The 15,780-nt window shown below is 47.8% G+C and carries 12 protein-coding genes and 1 pseudogene; 9 read left to right on the top strand and 4 right to left on the bottom strand.

The genetic code is table 11. From position 1 onward, the window contains the following. From F591_RS32390 to F591_RS0118845, 3 genes and pseudogenes are all read right to left on the bottom strand, one after another. A pseudogene (locus F591_RS32390) lies at nt 1-145 on the bottom strand (IS21 family transposase); the annotation flags it as partial. Between the two features lie 127 nt (nt 146-272). After that, nucleotides 273-1,331, bottom strand: a complete 1,059-nt coding sequence (locus F591_RS0118850) for a tyrosine-type recombinase/integrase (RefSeq protein WP_019536177.1) — start codon at nt 1,329-1,331, stop codon at nt 273-275. A gap of 13 nt (nt 1,332-1,344) precedes the next feature. Next, complete coding sequence (locus F591_RS0118845; RefSeq protein WP_019536176.1) at nt 1,345-2,859, bottom strand: tyrosine-type recombinase/integrase; 1,515 nt, start codon at nt 2,857-2,859, stop codon at nt 1,345-1,347. A gap of 277 nt (nt 2,860-3,136) precedes the next feature. Between F591_RS0118845 and F591_RS0118835 the strand changes: the two genes are divergently transcribed. The 8 genes from F591_RS0118835 (at nt 3,137) to F591_RS0118795 (ending at nt 12,243) form a co-directional block, all read left to right on the top strand. After that, a complete protein-coding gene (locus tag F591_RS0118835; protein ID WP_019536174.1) occupies nt 3,137-3,895 on the top strand; it encodes a hypothetical protein in 759 nt (252 codons plus the stop codon). Between the two features lie 258 nt (nt 3,896-4,153). Continuing rightward, on the top strand, nt 4,154-5,815 hold the full coding sequence (locus F591_RS29675; RefSeq protein WP_019536172.1) for a recombinase family protein: 1,662 nt from the start codon (nt 4,154-4,156) through the stop codon (nt 5,813-5,815). Further along, complete coding sequence (gene sigK / locus F591_RS28475; RefSeq protein ID WP_083935548.1) at nt 5,751-6,287, top strand: RNA polymerase sporulation sigma factor SigK; 537 nt, start codon at nt 5,751-5,753, stop codon at nt 6,285-6,287. Before F591_RS29675 ends, sigK begins: the two co-directional genes overlap by 65 nt. 325 nt (nt 6,288-6,612) lie before the next feature. Next, a complete protein-coding gene (locus tag F591_RS28470) occupies nt 6,613-7,530 on the top strand; it encodes a TauD/TfdA dioxygenase family protein (protein WP_019536170.1) in 918 nt (305 codons plus the stop codon). A 257-nt stretch (nt 7,531-7,787) separates the two neighbouring features. Continuing rightward, nucleotides 7,788-8,762: an ABC transporter permease gene (locus F591_RS0118810; protein ID WP_019536169.1), complete on the top strand. Its 975-nt coding sequence runs from the start codon at nt 7,788-7,790 to the stop codon at nt 8,760-8,762. Between the two features lie 19 nt (nt 8,763-8,781). After that, complete coding sequence (locus F591_RS0118805; protein WP_019536168.1) at nt 8,782-9,648, top strand: carbohydrate ABC transporter permease; 867 nt, start codon at nt 8,782-8,784, stop codon at nt 9,646-9,648. A 51-nt stretch (nt 9,649-9,699) separates the two neighbouring features. Beyond that, nucleotides 9,700-11,259 (top strand): extracellular solute-binding protein, encoded by a 1,560-nt coding sequence (locus F591_RS0118800; protein ID WP_019536167.1) that lies wholly within the window; start codon nt 9,700-9,702, stop codon nt 11,257-11,259. 57 nt (nt 11,260-11,316) lie between these two features. Further along, nucleotides 11,317-12,243, top strand: a complete 927-nt coding sequence (locus F591_RS0118795; protein ID WP_019536166.1) for a TauD/TfdA dioxygenase family protein — start codon at nt 11,317-11,319, stop codon at nt 12,241-12,243. 281 nt (nt 12,244-12,524) lie between these two features. Here F591_RS0118795 and F591_RS0118790 read toward each other — a convergent pair whose 3' ends face one another. Then, a complete protein-coding gene (locus F591_RS0118790; RefSeq protein WP_245581079.1) occupies nt 12,525-13,238 on the bottom strand; it encodes an AraC family transcriptional regulator in 714 nt (237 codons plus the stop codon). Nucleotides 13,239-13,475: 237 nt separating this feature from the next. Here F591_RS0118790 and F591_RS0118785 point away from each other — a divergent pair, with 237 nt between their 5' ends. Then, nucleotides 13,476-15,779, top strand: coding sequence for a glycoside hydrolase family 2 TIM barrel-domain containing protein (locus tag F591_RS0118785; RefSeq protein WP_019536164.1), 2,304 nt, complete (start codon nt 13,476-13,478; stop codon nt 15,777-15,779). The last annotated feature ends 1 nt before the right edge of the window (nt 15,780 follow it).

Here is a 15,780-nt window from a genome sequence, read left to right as displayed (position 1 = left end):
CCTTGTACGGATCGAGTTTCGATCCCCGTTTTGCACGCTCCTTCGCCTCCGGAATATGACCGTCCCGTACATATTTTCGCACGGTGTTTCGGGAGTGGCCGGTTTCTTTGGCAATTTGACGAAGACTCTTCCCATCCGCTTTCATTTCGTGTAATCTCAAGACAGTCCCGCCTTTCAGCACTTGATATTCTCCTCTCTCAGGTTCCTTGGTCGGAAATCTCTGAGAGAGAGATTCGCTGAAGGTGGGTCATTTTCATTCCGGCGCCGGTGGGTCAATTATAACCCGGCTGTGACATCCGCAAGTACTTCATCGTACTATCGATTGACTCATGACCGAGAAGCTTGGACAGGGTGTAGATGTCGATTCCTGCTTCAAGGCCATGAATTGCAAAAGAATGCCGAAATGAGTGGGGGCCTAATCGATCTTTGTCTTCATCTTTTATTGATCGAGCCTCTCTGATGATGCTTTTCATAAATTGCTGGATGGCTCTGGAAGTGATAGGTTTATTTCCTCCGGTGCAAGAGAATATATAAAGCTGCTGATAATCGGTATCGGACATCACTTCACGAGCTTGACTGTACTTCTTCTCAATGAAATCTGTGACCATCATGAGTGCAAGTTGATTGATCTTTCGAGCTTTTTTGGTATTCTCAGCACCCTTGGGTATTACTTTGATGGTTTGGGTTTCCGGATCGATGTCTCCGATCTTCAAGTGACAGAGCTCGTTAATTCGAATTCCGCTTCCGAGGAAAGTCCAGATGATTGCCGTGTATAGACTGTCGTGGTTACGGGACTGGGCGATTCGCAAGATTTCAGCAATCTGAACTTTGGTAAAGGCTTTTGGAGCTTCGTCGTTTGACCATCGAACTCGAAGAATGGTTTTTAAATCCCCTAAATCTTGATGGCCATAGAATTTTTTATAGGTGTTCTTAATAAAGGTGCGAAGAAATGAGGATTTCTTTGCTTTCGTATTTATATCCGATTGCAGATGAATGTAATCGGATAAGAATTCGCCGTTAGTCACATCTTTAAATTGAGGATTATCACCTAAATGCTCCTTCACATATTGCTGAAACAGCTTCATCTCCGAGCGATATGTAGTTTGGGTCGTCTGACTAAATCCAATAAATTTACAGCTTTCAAAAAAAGCATCAACCGCCTCAAGAAATGAAACATCTCGCGTCACTGTTGTGAACTCCACCGTTGAGTGTGACTGAACAGGCAGCGTTTCCATCACAAGCCGCATTTTTTCGGGACCGTAATGGCTTAGAAGCTGGTTCAATTGTTCTTTGAGTTCGGAAAACTTCGTATCGTGAATTACTTTCGGCATGGGAATCTCTCCTTTAGTAGTTGATTTTGTTCACAGCATTTTGTAATTGGGACGTACTTCGATGAACGTATCGGGCAGTGTTTTCCGGTCGGTCATGTCTCGCAAGATACATTAACAATTGTGGCGGACAATCTGCACGATCCGACAATCTACTGATAAATACATGTCGGAGTAAATGGGGACCTCCCGGGTAATTCCAGCCTGAAACAAAAGTATAAAGCTTGTAACGTTTGCGTAATTCACGAATGAAAGCTTGGATATTGTCTCCAAATACATAGCTATCCTGAGAGTGCCCTCCAGAGAGGTTTGCGAAGTACTCTTGTAATGGTTCAGGAAGAGGAAGAATCACAGACTTCTCATTTTTCCCGAAAATTGAGATGGTTTTATTCTCCAAATTAACATCCTTATACCGGGTGCCTGCCACTTCATGGATTCGCAAACCAAGACAGAGCATCAACCCAAAGGCTGTTAGTTCTGTTACAGGGTCATCGGAATAGCGTTGAATCGTTTGGAAAAAACGCTGAAGTTCTGTATCACTTGGCAAATCCCGATGAAGATACTTATCATAGGCGATCCCTGTAATATCCAAAGTAATATCCCTGGAAAGCCATCCTAATTTGTATAGGTTTGACATCAGGGAACGGATATCGTAAAAACGATCGCTGACCGTGTGCTTGCTGTAGACACCTTTCGTTGCCAACCGTAATAAGTACTGTTTAAATTCGAGCAGATGCTCTTCTGTAACTTTGGATAGAGGGATGTCATCGGGTGAAATGCTCTGGAACTGGACGTAATTGTAATGCAGCCAGTGCAAAAACATGGCATAACTGGCCTTGTATTTGTTATGCACTGACTTTGCTTTCACCCCCGATCGGAGCAAATCTTTTATATGCGCGTTGATAGCGGGATGATTAATCTCTTGGTTCCGCCCTCTCGTGGAACGATTGTGCATAGATGTCTGAAATTCAAGCTTATGCGAGAGTAATTTTTTATCAAGAGTAAAAATTAGATCTCTCTGGACGAAGTTTGGATAAGATTGCTCTGCGAACTTCATGAGGATATCTTTGTTTGCCAGTTCTTTGTCGCCAATGAATCGAGCATCAAGTTCCAAGTGAGTTTTGAAAAAATGAATGAGCTCCAGTGCGTACTCAGTTATGGAAAAGAAGCTGGTGGATTTCATCTTTTTTTTCTTTTCCAAGTAATCAAGTAGAACAGGGGCAAAAATTTGGCCTTGGATATGGGTTGTAAAGATCCATTCATTCAAACCAGGAGAACCTGAAGAACAAGTCTTGGCATTATGTTCAGGCCAAGCGAATGCGTACATGCTATTCAAGAACGAGAGCACCTTCTCCCAACTTAGGTTCTTGATATCATGGTTTCCGATATCTTCCTTTGTTAAACATTCTTGCGAAATAGAGTTCTTTGTTGAAGCATTCGACGAGAGAGTTTTCGCTAATTGCTTCCAATGTTCCGATTGGAATAAGCCATAGATGTAGCTGTTCGAAGTTTTCGTATGTTCGTCCATCATTAAGCAACTCCTATCAGATTCAGTTTTTCTCGACCATTCTCAGCCCAAGTTTTTGTGATTGATAAAGGAGGTGGAGCCAATGGTCTTCATGTTATTCGTAAAGTATCATTTACTGCTCACACTGTCCCGTTTGCTCCACAAATGGAGCATAAACTTGTTGGAAATAGAAGCGGTAAGGTTCTTTTCGGTCGATGCAAAGCTGAATCTGTTCCATTTATGGAGTTTCGATGATGGAGCGGCTTGAACAGGACTATAATGTTGGGGAGTAAAACATAAGTTGAAAGAAAGCCGTCTTCTTCAAAGATTCATGAATAATGAAATTGAAGAAACGACTTTAATGAATAGGCTAGGTAAAGATTGGGATCAGCTAAAGGAAATTGCATACACTGATCCTGATAGATTTGGAAATCTATTAAGAAAATTATCTTTGCCGAATCGGCGGAGATTTCTAATCCAAGTGTTTAACTTGGGTTCTGCGGAATTACGACTGTTGCTGCTTGGCAAATACTCAAGGTCTGCTTCAACTATTTCTGATCTATCCAATCCATTAAAGGCGGGAAGAAGGTTCAGTAATGAACTGTTAGCAAAGTTTGCAATTTTAACTCGAGTACCTTTCGACTATGTATACAAGAATCAAATAGGCAGAAATCGATGGGACTATAAAAGTTTTGACTTTGCTGGAAAAGTCGTTTTCAGTATCGAGGAAATAAAGGATCGACTCATGTTTGCTGCAGGAGAATATAGACAAATCAATGGATATGTTCTGGAATCGAGTGATGGACAGGTCTACTATCTCCGTTTAGAGAGGCGAACAGAAGCCATTATTGTGGATTTATATAATCCTGACATGATCCAAATGAGTCATTTCATGAACTTACTGAAAGCTACTTCCCTCACATGGTCGGTATTTATCAATCAATCCGTTGTACCAGGGTACTGGCACTGGATGTTCATTGGAGCTGAACATGAATCAGCTATTATCCGGATAAAGGAAACGGAGTTCAAATCTATTCAACATACAATGCGGTTGTGCTAGGACAATCGTCCGGCGGAATAAGGTGTATTGAGGTGAGGAGTATGGAGCGAATGCCGACTATTAAAATCGTATATGTGCCTCAGCCTTTCGCGGTTCCAAAACCCTCAAGCGCCTTATCCGCCAACGAAGCCAAAAGCGCAGTAATCGACTATATCTTAAAACGATTGATCTTGAAACCGACTGAATAAGCCGGTTTTTTTGTTGCTTGGGATGTCAATACTTGGTTGTGTAAGCAAGGGTTAGAAGGGAGCATATTTCATGTACACCGCGATCTACTCCAGGGTTTCAACGGGTATGCAAGCGTCGGAAGGCACCAGCCTGGATGCGCAAGTTGAGATTTGCTTTCGAAAAGCCAGAGACATGGGGCTTTCAGAAGGAATGCTAAAGGTATATCGTGAAGAGGGCTTTACGGGCGAGGATATCGACCGTCCGGCGTTGAATGAATTAAGGCAGGATGTCGCGCAAGGAATCATCGATCGATTGATTGTTACTCATCCCGACCGTTTGACTAGAGATTTGACCGATAAATTAATCCTCTGCCGCGAACTGGAGAGAAGCGATGTCGAACTGGTTTTCGTGGATACGGAGTACCGAAATACTCCGGAGGGGCAGCTGTTTTTCAATCTAATGAGTTCGATTGCTCAATATGAGTTGTCCTTAATTAAAAAACGGACCGTTCGCGGCAGACTCAAAGCGGTGGAGAAAGAGAAAAAAATTATGCCGATGAGGGTGGCACCGTACGGATATGACCTTAACGAGCATACGTTAGTGATCAATGAAGAGGAAGCCGAATTTGTTCGCAAAATGTATCATTGGTATGTCTACGATAATTATACGCTTAGGGAGATCGGGGAACGTCTGTATTCGCTCGGAGCCGTGCCGAAACGCGGCGAAAGCCGAAATTGGAGCGCCAGTTCCATTCGGCGCGTGTTAACGTCAGAAGTGTATATTGGCAAGTTTTATTATAATCGTCGGGAAACACGCAAAATTCGGGGAGAAAAAACGAAGAACGGGACGCCGAAAAAAACCTATAAGTTCCGCGGTGAAAATGACTGGATCTTGGTCGAGGTGCCTCCCATTATTGACCCGCAATTATTTGCATTGGCGCAAGCGCAGAAAGAGAAAAACATGAAGAAATCGGGAAATGTCAAATATGATTACTTGTTAAAATCAATGATCCGTTGCGGACATTGCGGTCGGATGTGGCAGGCAACGACTTACACCGGTCGAATGAATAAAGCAACGGGTGAAAAAATCCGTTACACCTGTTATCGGTGTCCCAATAAATTTCCCAAAAAGTATGGCGAAGGCGTCGAAAAGTGTCCAACCCAAACGCTGCGCGCCGATATGCTCGATGATTACGTATGGCGGCTAATCTTGGAAACACTGTCCAACCCCGATGATTATATCGAAAGGCTACACAGCCGATCGCAAGAAATTCATCAGGAGTTGCGGTCTGCCGCGGACCAAATCAAACGGCAAATCGAGCAAAAAGAAAAGGAAAAAGAAAAAATTAAAGTCATGTTTAAGCGGGAAGTCATCGACGAGCAAGAGATGTTAAGCGAAATGCAGCACATCAACGCCGGGTTAAAGTCGCTGCAACAAGAGCTCGCCGTGTACGAAAAGCAACTAACCGAATTGTTGGAGAAAGAGCTTTCCGCGACCCGAATGGCTGAGCTGACGCAAACGATCCGCATGTTTGTGGAGAGCGGCGGAGATCAACTGACCTTTGAGGATAAACGTCATATCGTGGAAACGTTGGTTGATGAGATCCTGATCCGTTTTGACGGAAATGAAGTACAGGTCACGGCCGTGGGCGCCCTTGACGATTTGAAACGGCAACAGTTTCTTCAACATGAGAATGACATCGGTTCGTGTTCACAACCTCAAGAAATTCGACAACACCGGGGAAGACCTTGAGGATTTGATCTCCATCGGGACGATCGGGCTGATCAAGGCGATCGAATCGTTCAGTCCAGACAAGGGGACGAAGCTGGCGACCTTCGCCGCGCGCTGCATCGAGAACGAAATCCTCATGCATCTGCGTTCGCTCAAAAAAACGCGCAAAGACGTCTCGCTTCATGATCCCATCGGGACGGACAAGGAGGGAAATGAAATTTCGCTCATCGACATTCTCGGTACGGAGGCCGACGATGTCGTGGATAAGGTGCAGCTGAAAATCGAGAAATCCAAAATATACAAAAACCTGGACATTCTTGACGAAAGAGAACGCGAGGTCGTCGTCGGCCGGTTCGGGCTGGAGGCGGGTGGCGAGGAGCGGACGCAGCGGGAAATTGCCAAGGAACTCGGTATCTCGCGGTCGTATGTGTCGCGGATCGAGAAGCGGGCGCTGATGAAGCTGTATCATGAGTTTTATAAGCAAAAAAGGTGACAATGGATCAATGCGGTCTTGATATAAGGCTGCATTGATTCTTCTCGTCGCGGATCAAGAAGCTTGCTGACGAAGCTGTATCTGCTTGATTTTATATCTGTAGGAAAATAATGGTTGAAGAGCAAACGCCCGCATGTTATCTTTTAAGTGCAGTAAACACATAGGAATTAACGGTTATCTACCGGAAAACTGGAGACCACACCTTTAACGGTGCTGTGTCTCCTTTTTTTGTTGGAAAACCGGGTCTGGATTGAGGGGCTTGGGTGAGGGATAACGGTGTTTATGCCCTATCGTGTTTACTTATAAAATCCGGGGAGGAATAAACATGAGTGAAATTGTACGGGAGAACAAGGTGGCGCTTCGCTTTCAGCCGGCTGCCGGAAGGATCGGAGCCATCGTCACTGGCGTGCGTCTATCGGCTGATTTGAGCGCCGACGTTGTGGAGGAATTAAACAAGGCGCTGCTTAAGTATAAGGTTCTATTCTTCCGCGATCAAAATCATTTGCAGGACGCCGACCAGGAAGCGTTAGCGAGCCTGTTCGGGGAACCGGTTGCCCATCCGACCGTGCCGAATAAAGAAGGAACGAGCTACACGCTTGAGCTTGATTCCAATCATGGGGGGCGCGCAGATTCTTGGCATACGGATGTGACGTTCGTGGACGCATATCCGAAAGCCTCCATTCTACGGGCCGTTATCGTGCCTGAGAGCGGTGGAGATACCGTTTGGGCGAATACGGCGACCGCTTATGACAATTTGCCGGAGCAGCTGAAGCAGCTTGCCGATCAGCTTTGGGCGCTGCATACGAATGACTACGATTATGCGGCACGCCGGGCATCGACGACTCCGGAGGAAGTCAAGCGGCATAGAGAGGTGTTTGCCTCCAGGATTATCGAGACGGAGCATCCAGTCGTTCGCGTGCATCCGGAAACAGGAGAGCGCACGCTGGTGCTCGGCCATTTTGTGAAAAAATTTATAGGGCTGTCCGTTGACGATTCTGCGCAGCTTTTCTCGGTTTTGCAGAACCATATCACCAAGCTGGAGAATACGGTGCGCTGGCGTTGGTCTGCCGGAGATGTCGTCATTTGGGATAACCGGGCGACCCAACATTATGCGGTCAATGACTATGGAAACCAGCATAGGGTCGTTCGCCGCGTTACCGTTGCCGGAGAGGTGCCTGTCGGTGTAGACGGAAGGAGAAGCGTGACGCGGTCTCCAGGCTCCGAGCATGGAGCATCGGCATAGACAGCCGGGAAACGAAAACATACGATTTCAGAGGCTGCATTTTGGATTGCAGGCCTGCTTGGCGTCCCCAAAATCTAAGGGAGCCGCTTAAAAATAAATGTGTTGACATAGACAAATGCCATGTGATATTATCCTTTTAAATCACAGAAATTCGATGGGAATTGAATGAATAATCCACAACCGTCGTCGACTGGAAAACCGGAGACACAGCATTCGCGGAATGTTGTGTCTCTTTTTTTATAGAAGGGGAGATTTGAATGTCTACTGCCAATCGGGACCTTGCCTTGAAGAAGATCGAGCTTGTGCCAGGCAAGAGGGTACGCCAAAAATCGAAGCTGCTGCAGTACATCTGGTTTAACCGATATCTGTACTTGATGCTGGCTCCAGCGGTCATCTACTATCTGATTTTTCATTACGCCCCCATGTATGGAGCCGTTGTGGCCTTCAAAGATTTCAGCATCACGAAGGGGATTCTTGGCAGCGACTGGGCCGGATTCAAACACTTCGAGTATTTGTTTTCGCAGGATAAATTTTGGCAGGTTATTCAAAACACCATCATTATTTCCGTTTACCGGCTTATCTTCGGTTTTCCTGCGCCGATCATTGTTGCCTTATTGCTGAACGAGGTGAGGGCGAGGCTGTTCAAGCGAACGGTGCAAACGGTGATCTATCTGCCGCATTTTATATCCTGGGTCATCCTTGGAGGAATCCTGATCAATTTGCTTTCAACCGACAACGGGGTGATCAATAACATCATTAAAGCGTTCGGCGGCACACCGATTGGCTTTATGAGCGATGAAACTTATTTTCGCGGCACGCTTGTGTTCTCGATGATCTGGAAGGAATTCGGGTGGAACACGATTATCTACATGGCAGCCCTGGCCGGAATTCCTCCGCAGCTTTACGAGGCCGCAGTGATCGACGGGGCAAGCCGCTGGCAGCGTCTCCTTCATGTGACGATTCCGCTCATCCGAAGCACGATCATCCTGATCCTTATTCTCCGGCTGGGAGGCATCATGGAAGCGGGCTTCGAGCAAATATTCGTGCTCTATCATCCCGGTGTATACAGCGTCGCGGATATTATCGACACCTATGTATACCGCATCGGCTTAACGGAAGGCAGATTCAGCATTGCGGCGGCGGTAGGACTGTTCAAGTCCGCGATCAACTTCGCTCTTCTGGTTCTTGCCAACAGGCTCGCACGGTTGATGGGGGAACAAGGGGTTTATTGACACAAAGGAGGAAGCGACAATGCACCGCACCAGCCTTGCCGGGAAAATATTCGATACGTCCAATCTGCTGTTTTTAACCGTCGTTGCCATCGTCACGGTATACCCTTTTTGGGACACCTTGGTCGTATCCGTTATTCCGCTTGAAGAGTACTTAAGCTCAAGCATCCATCTGTTTCCGAAAAGCGTAACGTTCGAGGCTTATGCCTATTTGTTCTCGATGAAGGAGCTGTGGACTTCGTACGGCGTAACCTTATTCGTGACCGTTGTAGGCACGGCGATGAATATGGCGCTCACCGTGATGGCCGCTTATGCGCTGTCGAAGCCTCAGCTGAAGGGCCACCGCTTGATCATGTTTCTGTTCGTTTTTACGATGATGTTCAGCGGAGGGATTATCCCGACTTATCTCGTCGTGAAAAATTTAGGGATGATGAATACCGTCTGGGCTTTGATCATCCCAAGCGCCATCAATACGTATAACCTGATCATCATGAAAAACTTTTTTTCAACGCTGCCGGAAGGTCTTATTGACGCGGCCCGAATCGACGGCTGCAACGATATGACGGTGCTTGTTAAAATCGTCATCCCTTTATCCATGCCGGCCATCTCCACGATCACGTTGTTTTACGCGGTTTCCCGGTGGAACGAGTTTTTTAACGCCATCTTTTTTATCAGCGACAAAAATCTTTGGCCGCTGCAGCTATTTTTACGAAGCATGCTTTTCGAGAACGAATCGTCGTACTCCGGCGGCGGGGACAGCCTTTTCCTGCTGGGTCCGTCGATCAAAATGGCTACAGTCATGGCGGCATCGATTCCGGTCATGCTCATCTATCCATTTTTTCAAAAGTACTTCATTAATGGCGTGTTGATCGGCGGGGTCAAGGAATAATTCCTTATTCCAAAAAAATAAAAAAATCTTACCCGGTATGGAGGAGGAAAGATGAGGAAATTAGAACGTTCGCAATCGAAAAAATGGATCGCCGGCGCAGGAGCGGCTGCTTTACTGGCCGCGTCAGGCTGCTCCAGCCTGCAGGCGGCGGGTGACGCCAAGGACGGCGGTTCCGGCTCCAATGAGCCGTACGAACTCGTTTACTTGACGACGGGGGACCAGGGAGCGAAGCCTTTGGTGCCGAACGACCGCATTATCGCCGAAATCAATAAGCGGCTTAATATTAAGCTGACCGTAAAAATAGTGCCGGAGTTTTCTTACGACAAAATTAACGTTGCCATTGCCAGCGGCGACCTTCCGGACGTCGTCACCACCCGGTACCCTTCCAATTCCGTCTCCCAATGGATCAAGGAAGGAATCATTGTTCCTTTGAACGACTATTTGAACGATACGCCGACATTGAAGGCTAAGCTCGAAGATGGCCTGCAGTGGACTGCGGTGGACGGCCAATATTACGGATATCCGTTTGTGAGCGGACGGGATAAGTCGAACTACACCGTTCAGTTCCGGCAGGATTGGCTCGATCGGCTCGGCATACCGCATCCGAAGACGCTGGAGGAATTTCACGACGCACTGAAAGCCGTTGTCGAGAAAGACCCGGACGGCAACGGCAAGGCGGATACGTTCGGATACGTGACCAATAAGCCTGCTGAAGGCGATCCTTTGACCGCCTTCGATTTTGTCCTGTATGCCCATGGACTTCCTTATGCGGACTATGCCTTGAACGACCAAGGGGAGGTGATTCCGAGGTTCGAGCATCCGTCCTTCAAGGCAGGGATGCTGGAGCTGAGAAAATGGTACGCCGAGAAGCTGATTGATCCGGAATTTATCGTATATGACCGCCCGACCAAGGAGCAGAAATTTTTCCAAGGCAAGGCCGGCTTCATGGACGGTCCGTTGTTCCGCCACGTGAGCCGTATTGAAGGCAGCCTGCAGCAGGTCAATCCGCAGGGGAAGCTCGGGTATGCGCCGCCGCCGGCAGGACCGGAGGGCAAGCAGGGAATGGCAGTCCGTTCGAAAAATGCGCTGTTCACCTCCATCACGAGAAAGGCGGAAAATCCGCAAAAAGCGGCGCAGTTTATCGACTTTTTGCTTTCTAAAGAAGGCCGCGATCTGCTTCAGTTAGGAATTGAAGGCGTTCATTATACGAAAGAGGGCGATAAGATCATCTACAACGAAGCCGAGCGCGAAAAGGACGGTTTTGCCGCAAACGGATGGAGCCATCCGCTCGCTTGGGGCAACGTGACATGGCCGATCGACGAGAACTACCTGCCGCAAACGGAGCCTAGAATCGAGCGGGCCCTTGACTCGGTCAAGGTCGCTTCCCAATATTTCGTTCCGAATCTCGTGAACAGGAAAACCGATGCGGAGATTGAATACGGCAAAGCGGCCAACGAAGTATACAACCAATATTTTGTGAACCTGCTGAACGGCAAGCTTGACATCGACAAAGGAATTGCCGAGCTCGGTCAGAAGTGGCGCCAAGCCGGCGGCGACAAGATCCTTAAGGAGGTCGGCGAAGAATACAAGAAGCAGGAAGCCCCGAAGTAACGGTAAAGCAGGCATCGCGAAGAAATTTCTACTATATATAAGTGAGGAGAATGTCCCATGGCAGAGATCATTGCGAATCAGGAGCGTCCGCTTCAAATCCCCGACCGCGGTATCAAGGGAGGGCCCCGCATCATTCGGCGTTTGCCGGAAGGAGTAGAGGAGAAGCCTTACACTCTGTTCCGTGTCAAGCCTTACGGACCGCTCATCGGTGCCGAAATCGAAGGGGTGGATCTGCGAAATCCGGTATCCCCGGAGCTCCAAAAGGAGCTGAACCGCGCCCTGCTGGAGTGGAAGGTAATATTTTTCCGCAATCAGGACATTACCAGCGAACAGCAGCGGGCGTTTGCCCGTCTGTGGGGGGAGCTCGAAACGCATCCGTTCCTGCCTCAAGGAAATTCGGATGAGGTGGTGAGGTTCGCCAAAAATGAAACAAACAAAGGCCACGAGAACAATTGGCATTCGGACGTCAGCTGGAGGCTGACGCCGGCTCTCGGAGCCATCCTCCGTGTCACGGAGGTTCCGCCATTAGGTGGCGACACGCTGTGGGCGGACATGGCTGCCGCTTACGATAATCTCCCGGATGAGGCGAAGGAGCGAATTGACGGTCTGACAGCTATCCATGATTTTACCCATGTGTTCGGGGTCAGGCTTTCTCCCGAGGAGCTGCGGATTCGTCAGCAGGAGTTCCCGGCCGCCGAGCATCCTGTCGTGCGCACCCATCCGGAAACGGGCCGCAAGACGCTGTATGTGAACCCGAACTTTACCGTGCGGATTGTCGGTCTGGAGCAGGAGGAAAGCGAAGCGCTATTGGCGTACTTATTCCGGCATTCGCAGCTGCCTGAATTTCAGGTTCGTTTCCGGTGGGAAGCGAATTCCATTGCCTTTTGGGATAACCGCGCGACTCAGCATTATGCGGCATCGGATTATTACCCGAACCGCCGTGTAGCGGAACGCGTGGCGATTGTAGGAGACCGTCCTTATTGATTGGAGGTGCATTTTGGAGGAGCATTTTAACGTGTCAGCGAATGTTGCAATTTATGCAACAAAATGGGGGGAATGAACCGCATGTGCGGGTCAATGCTGTATAAAGTGCAACATTTCGGGCGATTATCACCGATTTGAAGCCGGTCGATCCCAAATTGCTGCACGAAATACAACATTCCCCTTTCTTAGCAACGAAGGATGGGGAAAATGTTGTAGTTTTTACAGGATTCATCCCATAAAGAACCTCGCCGAGGGCGAGGTTTTTTCATATTACCAGATATTTAGTTATGATGAATCTTCCTGAATTGGTTGGGACTGATTTGTTCGAGCTTTTTAAAGACGGAGCAAAAATAGTTCGCATCTTCAAAACCGACCAAAGCGGCGATTTCTTTAATTTGCATAGGGGGGGGTTGCAGCAGAAGCTCTTTGCTTTTCTTGATTCTAACGGAATGAATATATTGGAATATTCGTATATTTGTTGATTTTTTAAAGACGGTGCATAGGTGCTGCGGCGTCATTCCGGTAATTTCGGCCAGATCCTCCAGAGCAAGAGGCTTGTTAAAGTTCTGTTCAATATAATGGAACAAGGGCTTAAGCTTGAAATTCAGATTACTGGCGCTATTGTTAGCATTTACAGAGGTATATTGCACAATGTCCGTAAGCAGGGAGTAGATAACGCTGGAGCATTGAATGCTTTTTAACGTAATCTCCGACTGCAGGATATCCAATGCGCTTTGAATTTTCGACAGGAACATATCGGGCTTGGACACATAGAACACGCCGGAGGTAGGAATCCCTGCCGTACGCTTTAAAAAAGGCTCGACCTGATGCCCGTCAAAGACGATCCAATCGACAATCCAGGAAGGGCTTACGGCGTAATACTCGTGGGGGACCCCCTTGAACAGGAGCATGGCCATGCCTTCCTTCACTCGATACGTTCTTCCCTCCGTCAGCAATTCCCCTTCGCCCTTGATGCATTGAATCCACTGGTACAAATACCCCTTCGGTCGTACGACATGTTCCTGGTTCCAATTCGACCCCACATCGACAAGATAATAGGGAAGCTCTTTATCCGATTCTGTAATGACAGGGATGCGCCTCTTGTACATTCGATCACCTTAATATTTTGCTATTACTCTTAATATTGTTAGGTTGTACGGCTTATTATTGAATCCTATAATGTGAATATAACAAAGTAATTTCTATAAGGCAACGAAAGGATGGCAATCCGTATGAGCCGAATTGAGACCAAAATGATGAGCGGTTGGGAATTTACATTAAAAGAGCCGGAAGATCAAAACTTCGAGCCGGTTCAGCTGCCTCACGATTGGGCAATCGCTGCCCCGATCAATAAGAACATGAAACAGGGGGCTGCTCAAGGATTTAGAGACCGGTGGGGAATGGGATGGTACAGAAAAACGGTGGTTTTTAAAGAAATCAAGGAGGATTATGTTTACCAGCTCCAATTTGACGGAGTTTACGAAAACAGCACGGTATGGGTCAACGGTCAAGAAGCGGGCGGGCGAAAATACGGATATTCCCGATTTACGCTGGATATTACGGATTACATTCATGAAGGCGATAACCTCATCCTGGTGAAGGTGGATAACACAGCTTTCCCGGCAGACCGATGGTATTCAGGGGCAGGCATTTACAGAACCGTCAAGCTGCTGGAGCTGCATAAACATCATCTCAAACCGGAAGCCATTCAAGTGAAAACCGCAATCAACGGGGATACGGGCATCGTTACGATCATGACAGGGGTCTCATCCTTGGTAAAAGCATGTATTTCGGATGAAAATGTGCGCATTACTGGCGAATCGGACAGCGGACTGATTCGTGTTGAAATCCCTAGCGTCAAGCTGTGGAGTCCTGAGCAGCCGCATCTGTATCATTTGGAATTATCGCTTTTTGAGGGAAATCGGCTCGTCGATACGTATGGGTTGCGCATCGGTGTCAGAGAAATCAAGATGATTCCCGGCAAAGGCATGTACATGAATGGCAAATCAATAAAGATAAAGGGACTATGCATTCACCAGGATGCGGGCTGTCTCGGAGTTGCCGTCCCGCCGGAAATCTGGAAGGATAGACTGATCCAATTCAAAGCTATAGGATGCAATGCGATTCGCACGGCTCATCACATGCCCGCATCGGAGCTTCTGGATCTATGCGATGAACTCGGACTGCTTGTCTATGAAGAGCCGTTTGACAAATGGACCGGCGGCGCGTACAGAAGGTATTTTGAGACGGAATGGCAATCCGACCTGGAATGCATGGTCACAAGGGACCGCAACCATCCGTGTATCTTTATGTGGGGCGTCGGCAACGAGGTTGAAAATCAAGGGCAGGAATCCATGCTCCAAATACTGAAAATGCTTAAAGAGCATCTGGTAACGCTCGACGATACGAGACCGGTTTCTTATGCGATGAACCCTCACTTTAAATACGAGAGTAACGCGGATCTTTCCAAGGTGAAGGATATACAACAGTTTGTAGATGAAGTGAGCGATACGGAAATTTATGATTTGGGGGAGCGAATTGAGCGTATCCGCAGAATTGCCGAGCATGTCGATGTGATCAGCTGCAATTATCAGGAGCAGTGGTATCCTGCCATCCACGAGGCTATTCCCGATAAATTGATTTTGGGAACGGAGACTTACCAATTTTTCCGGGGGCATTCCGATCAGATGCAAAACTTCAGCGAGGAAGTCCCTTGGATGGATGTGGAAAAGCATGATTATGTCATCGGCGGCATGCTCTGGACAGGTATTGATTATCTGGGTGAATCGATGGGATATCCTTCTAAAGGCTGGGCCGGTTCATTGTTCTGGACGAACAACGAGCGCAAGCCGCTTTCTTATCTTTATGAAAGCTATTGGTCTGAGGAACCGATGGTCTATTTGGCCGTTATGGACTATTCCTTGCAGGATGAAGGGGTGAAAGAGCATTGGGATGCTCCAAGATATGCGAGCCATTGGAACTTCCCTCAGTTTCACAAGACGGTCATTCCCTATATGATCGCGACGAATTGTGAAGAAGTCGCCGTCGATTTGAACGGGAAACGATTCTATGTGAATAAACCGTCTTCGTTCCCCAACCGGATGATGACAGGCTATCTTCCCTACTTGCCGGGAACCGTTACGGTCAGAGGCTTCATTGGCGGACGTGAAGTATGTCAGCATACGTTGAAAACAGCGGGGCCGGCGGCGAGACTCGGCTTTGATGCAGAAGAAATCAGACTGGAAGCAGGGGAAGGCTATCAAAAATTGTTTACCGTTCGGGCAAAGGACAGCGAGGGAACGCCGGTCTTTCGCGAAAGCTCCAAAGTCATTTTCAAGGTTGACGGACCGGCGGAGATCATTGCTGTAGATAACGGGGATCTTAGTTCAAGCGAGCCGTACAACAGCGATTGGATGCATATGTATCGCGGATGTGTCAGTACGGTCATCCGATTCACGGGAGACCGAGGGCGTGTCGTCTTGTCCGCGTTCTCCGAAGGAATGGTTCCTGCTCAGCTTGTTATCCATGTTATTTGAA

The organism is Paenibacillus ginsengihumi DSM 21568, from assembly GCF_000380965.1.
Classification (GTDB): domain Bacteria; phylum Bacillota; class Bacilli; order Paenibacillales; family NBRC-103111; genus Paenibacillus_G; species Paenibacillus_G ginsengihumi.
The sequence above is the reverse complement of the archived record's forward strand: the minus strand, read 5'-3'. Positions and strand labels throughout refer to the sequence as shown.

Coding starts and splice junctions, on each gene's coding strand:
- F591_RS0118795 (WP_019536166.1), top strand. CDS start 11,317: ATGGCAGAGATCATTGCGAATCAGGAGCGTCCGCTTCAAATCCCCGAC.
- sigK (WP_083935548.1), top strand. CDS start 5,751: ATGAGAATGACATCGGTTCGTGTTCACAACCTCAAGAAATTCGACAAC.
- F591_RS29675 (WP_019536172.1), top strand. CDS start 4,154: ATGTACACCGCGATCTACTCCAGGGTTTCAACGGGTATGCAAGCGTCG.
- F591_RS0118785 (WP_019536164.1), top strand. CDS start 13,476: ATGAGCCGAATTGAGACCAAAATGATGAGCGGTTGGGAATTTACATTA.
- F591_RS0118810 (WP_019536169.1), top strand. CDS start 7,788: ATGTCTACTGCCAATCGGGACCTTGCCTTGAAGAAGATCGAGCTTGTG.
- F591_RS0118800 (WP_019536167.1), top strand. CDS start 9,700: ATGAGGAAATTAGAACGTTCGCAATCGAAAAAATGGATCGCCGGCGCA.
- F591_RS0118850 (WP_019536177.1), bottom strand. CDS start 1,331: ATGCCGAAAGTAATTCACGATACGAAGTTTTCCGAACTCAAAGAACAA.
- F591_RS28470 (WP_019536170.1), top strand. CDS start 6,613: ATGAGTGAAATTGTACGGGAGAACAAGGTGGCGCTTCGCTTTCAGCCG.
- F591_RS0118805 (WP_019536168.1), top strand. CDS start 8,782: ATGCACCGCACCAGCCTTGCCGGGAAAATATTCGATACGTCCAATCTG.
- F591_RS0118845 (WP_019536176.1), bottom strand. CDS start 2,859: ATGATGGACGAACATACGAAAACTTCGAACAGCTACATCTATGGCTTA.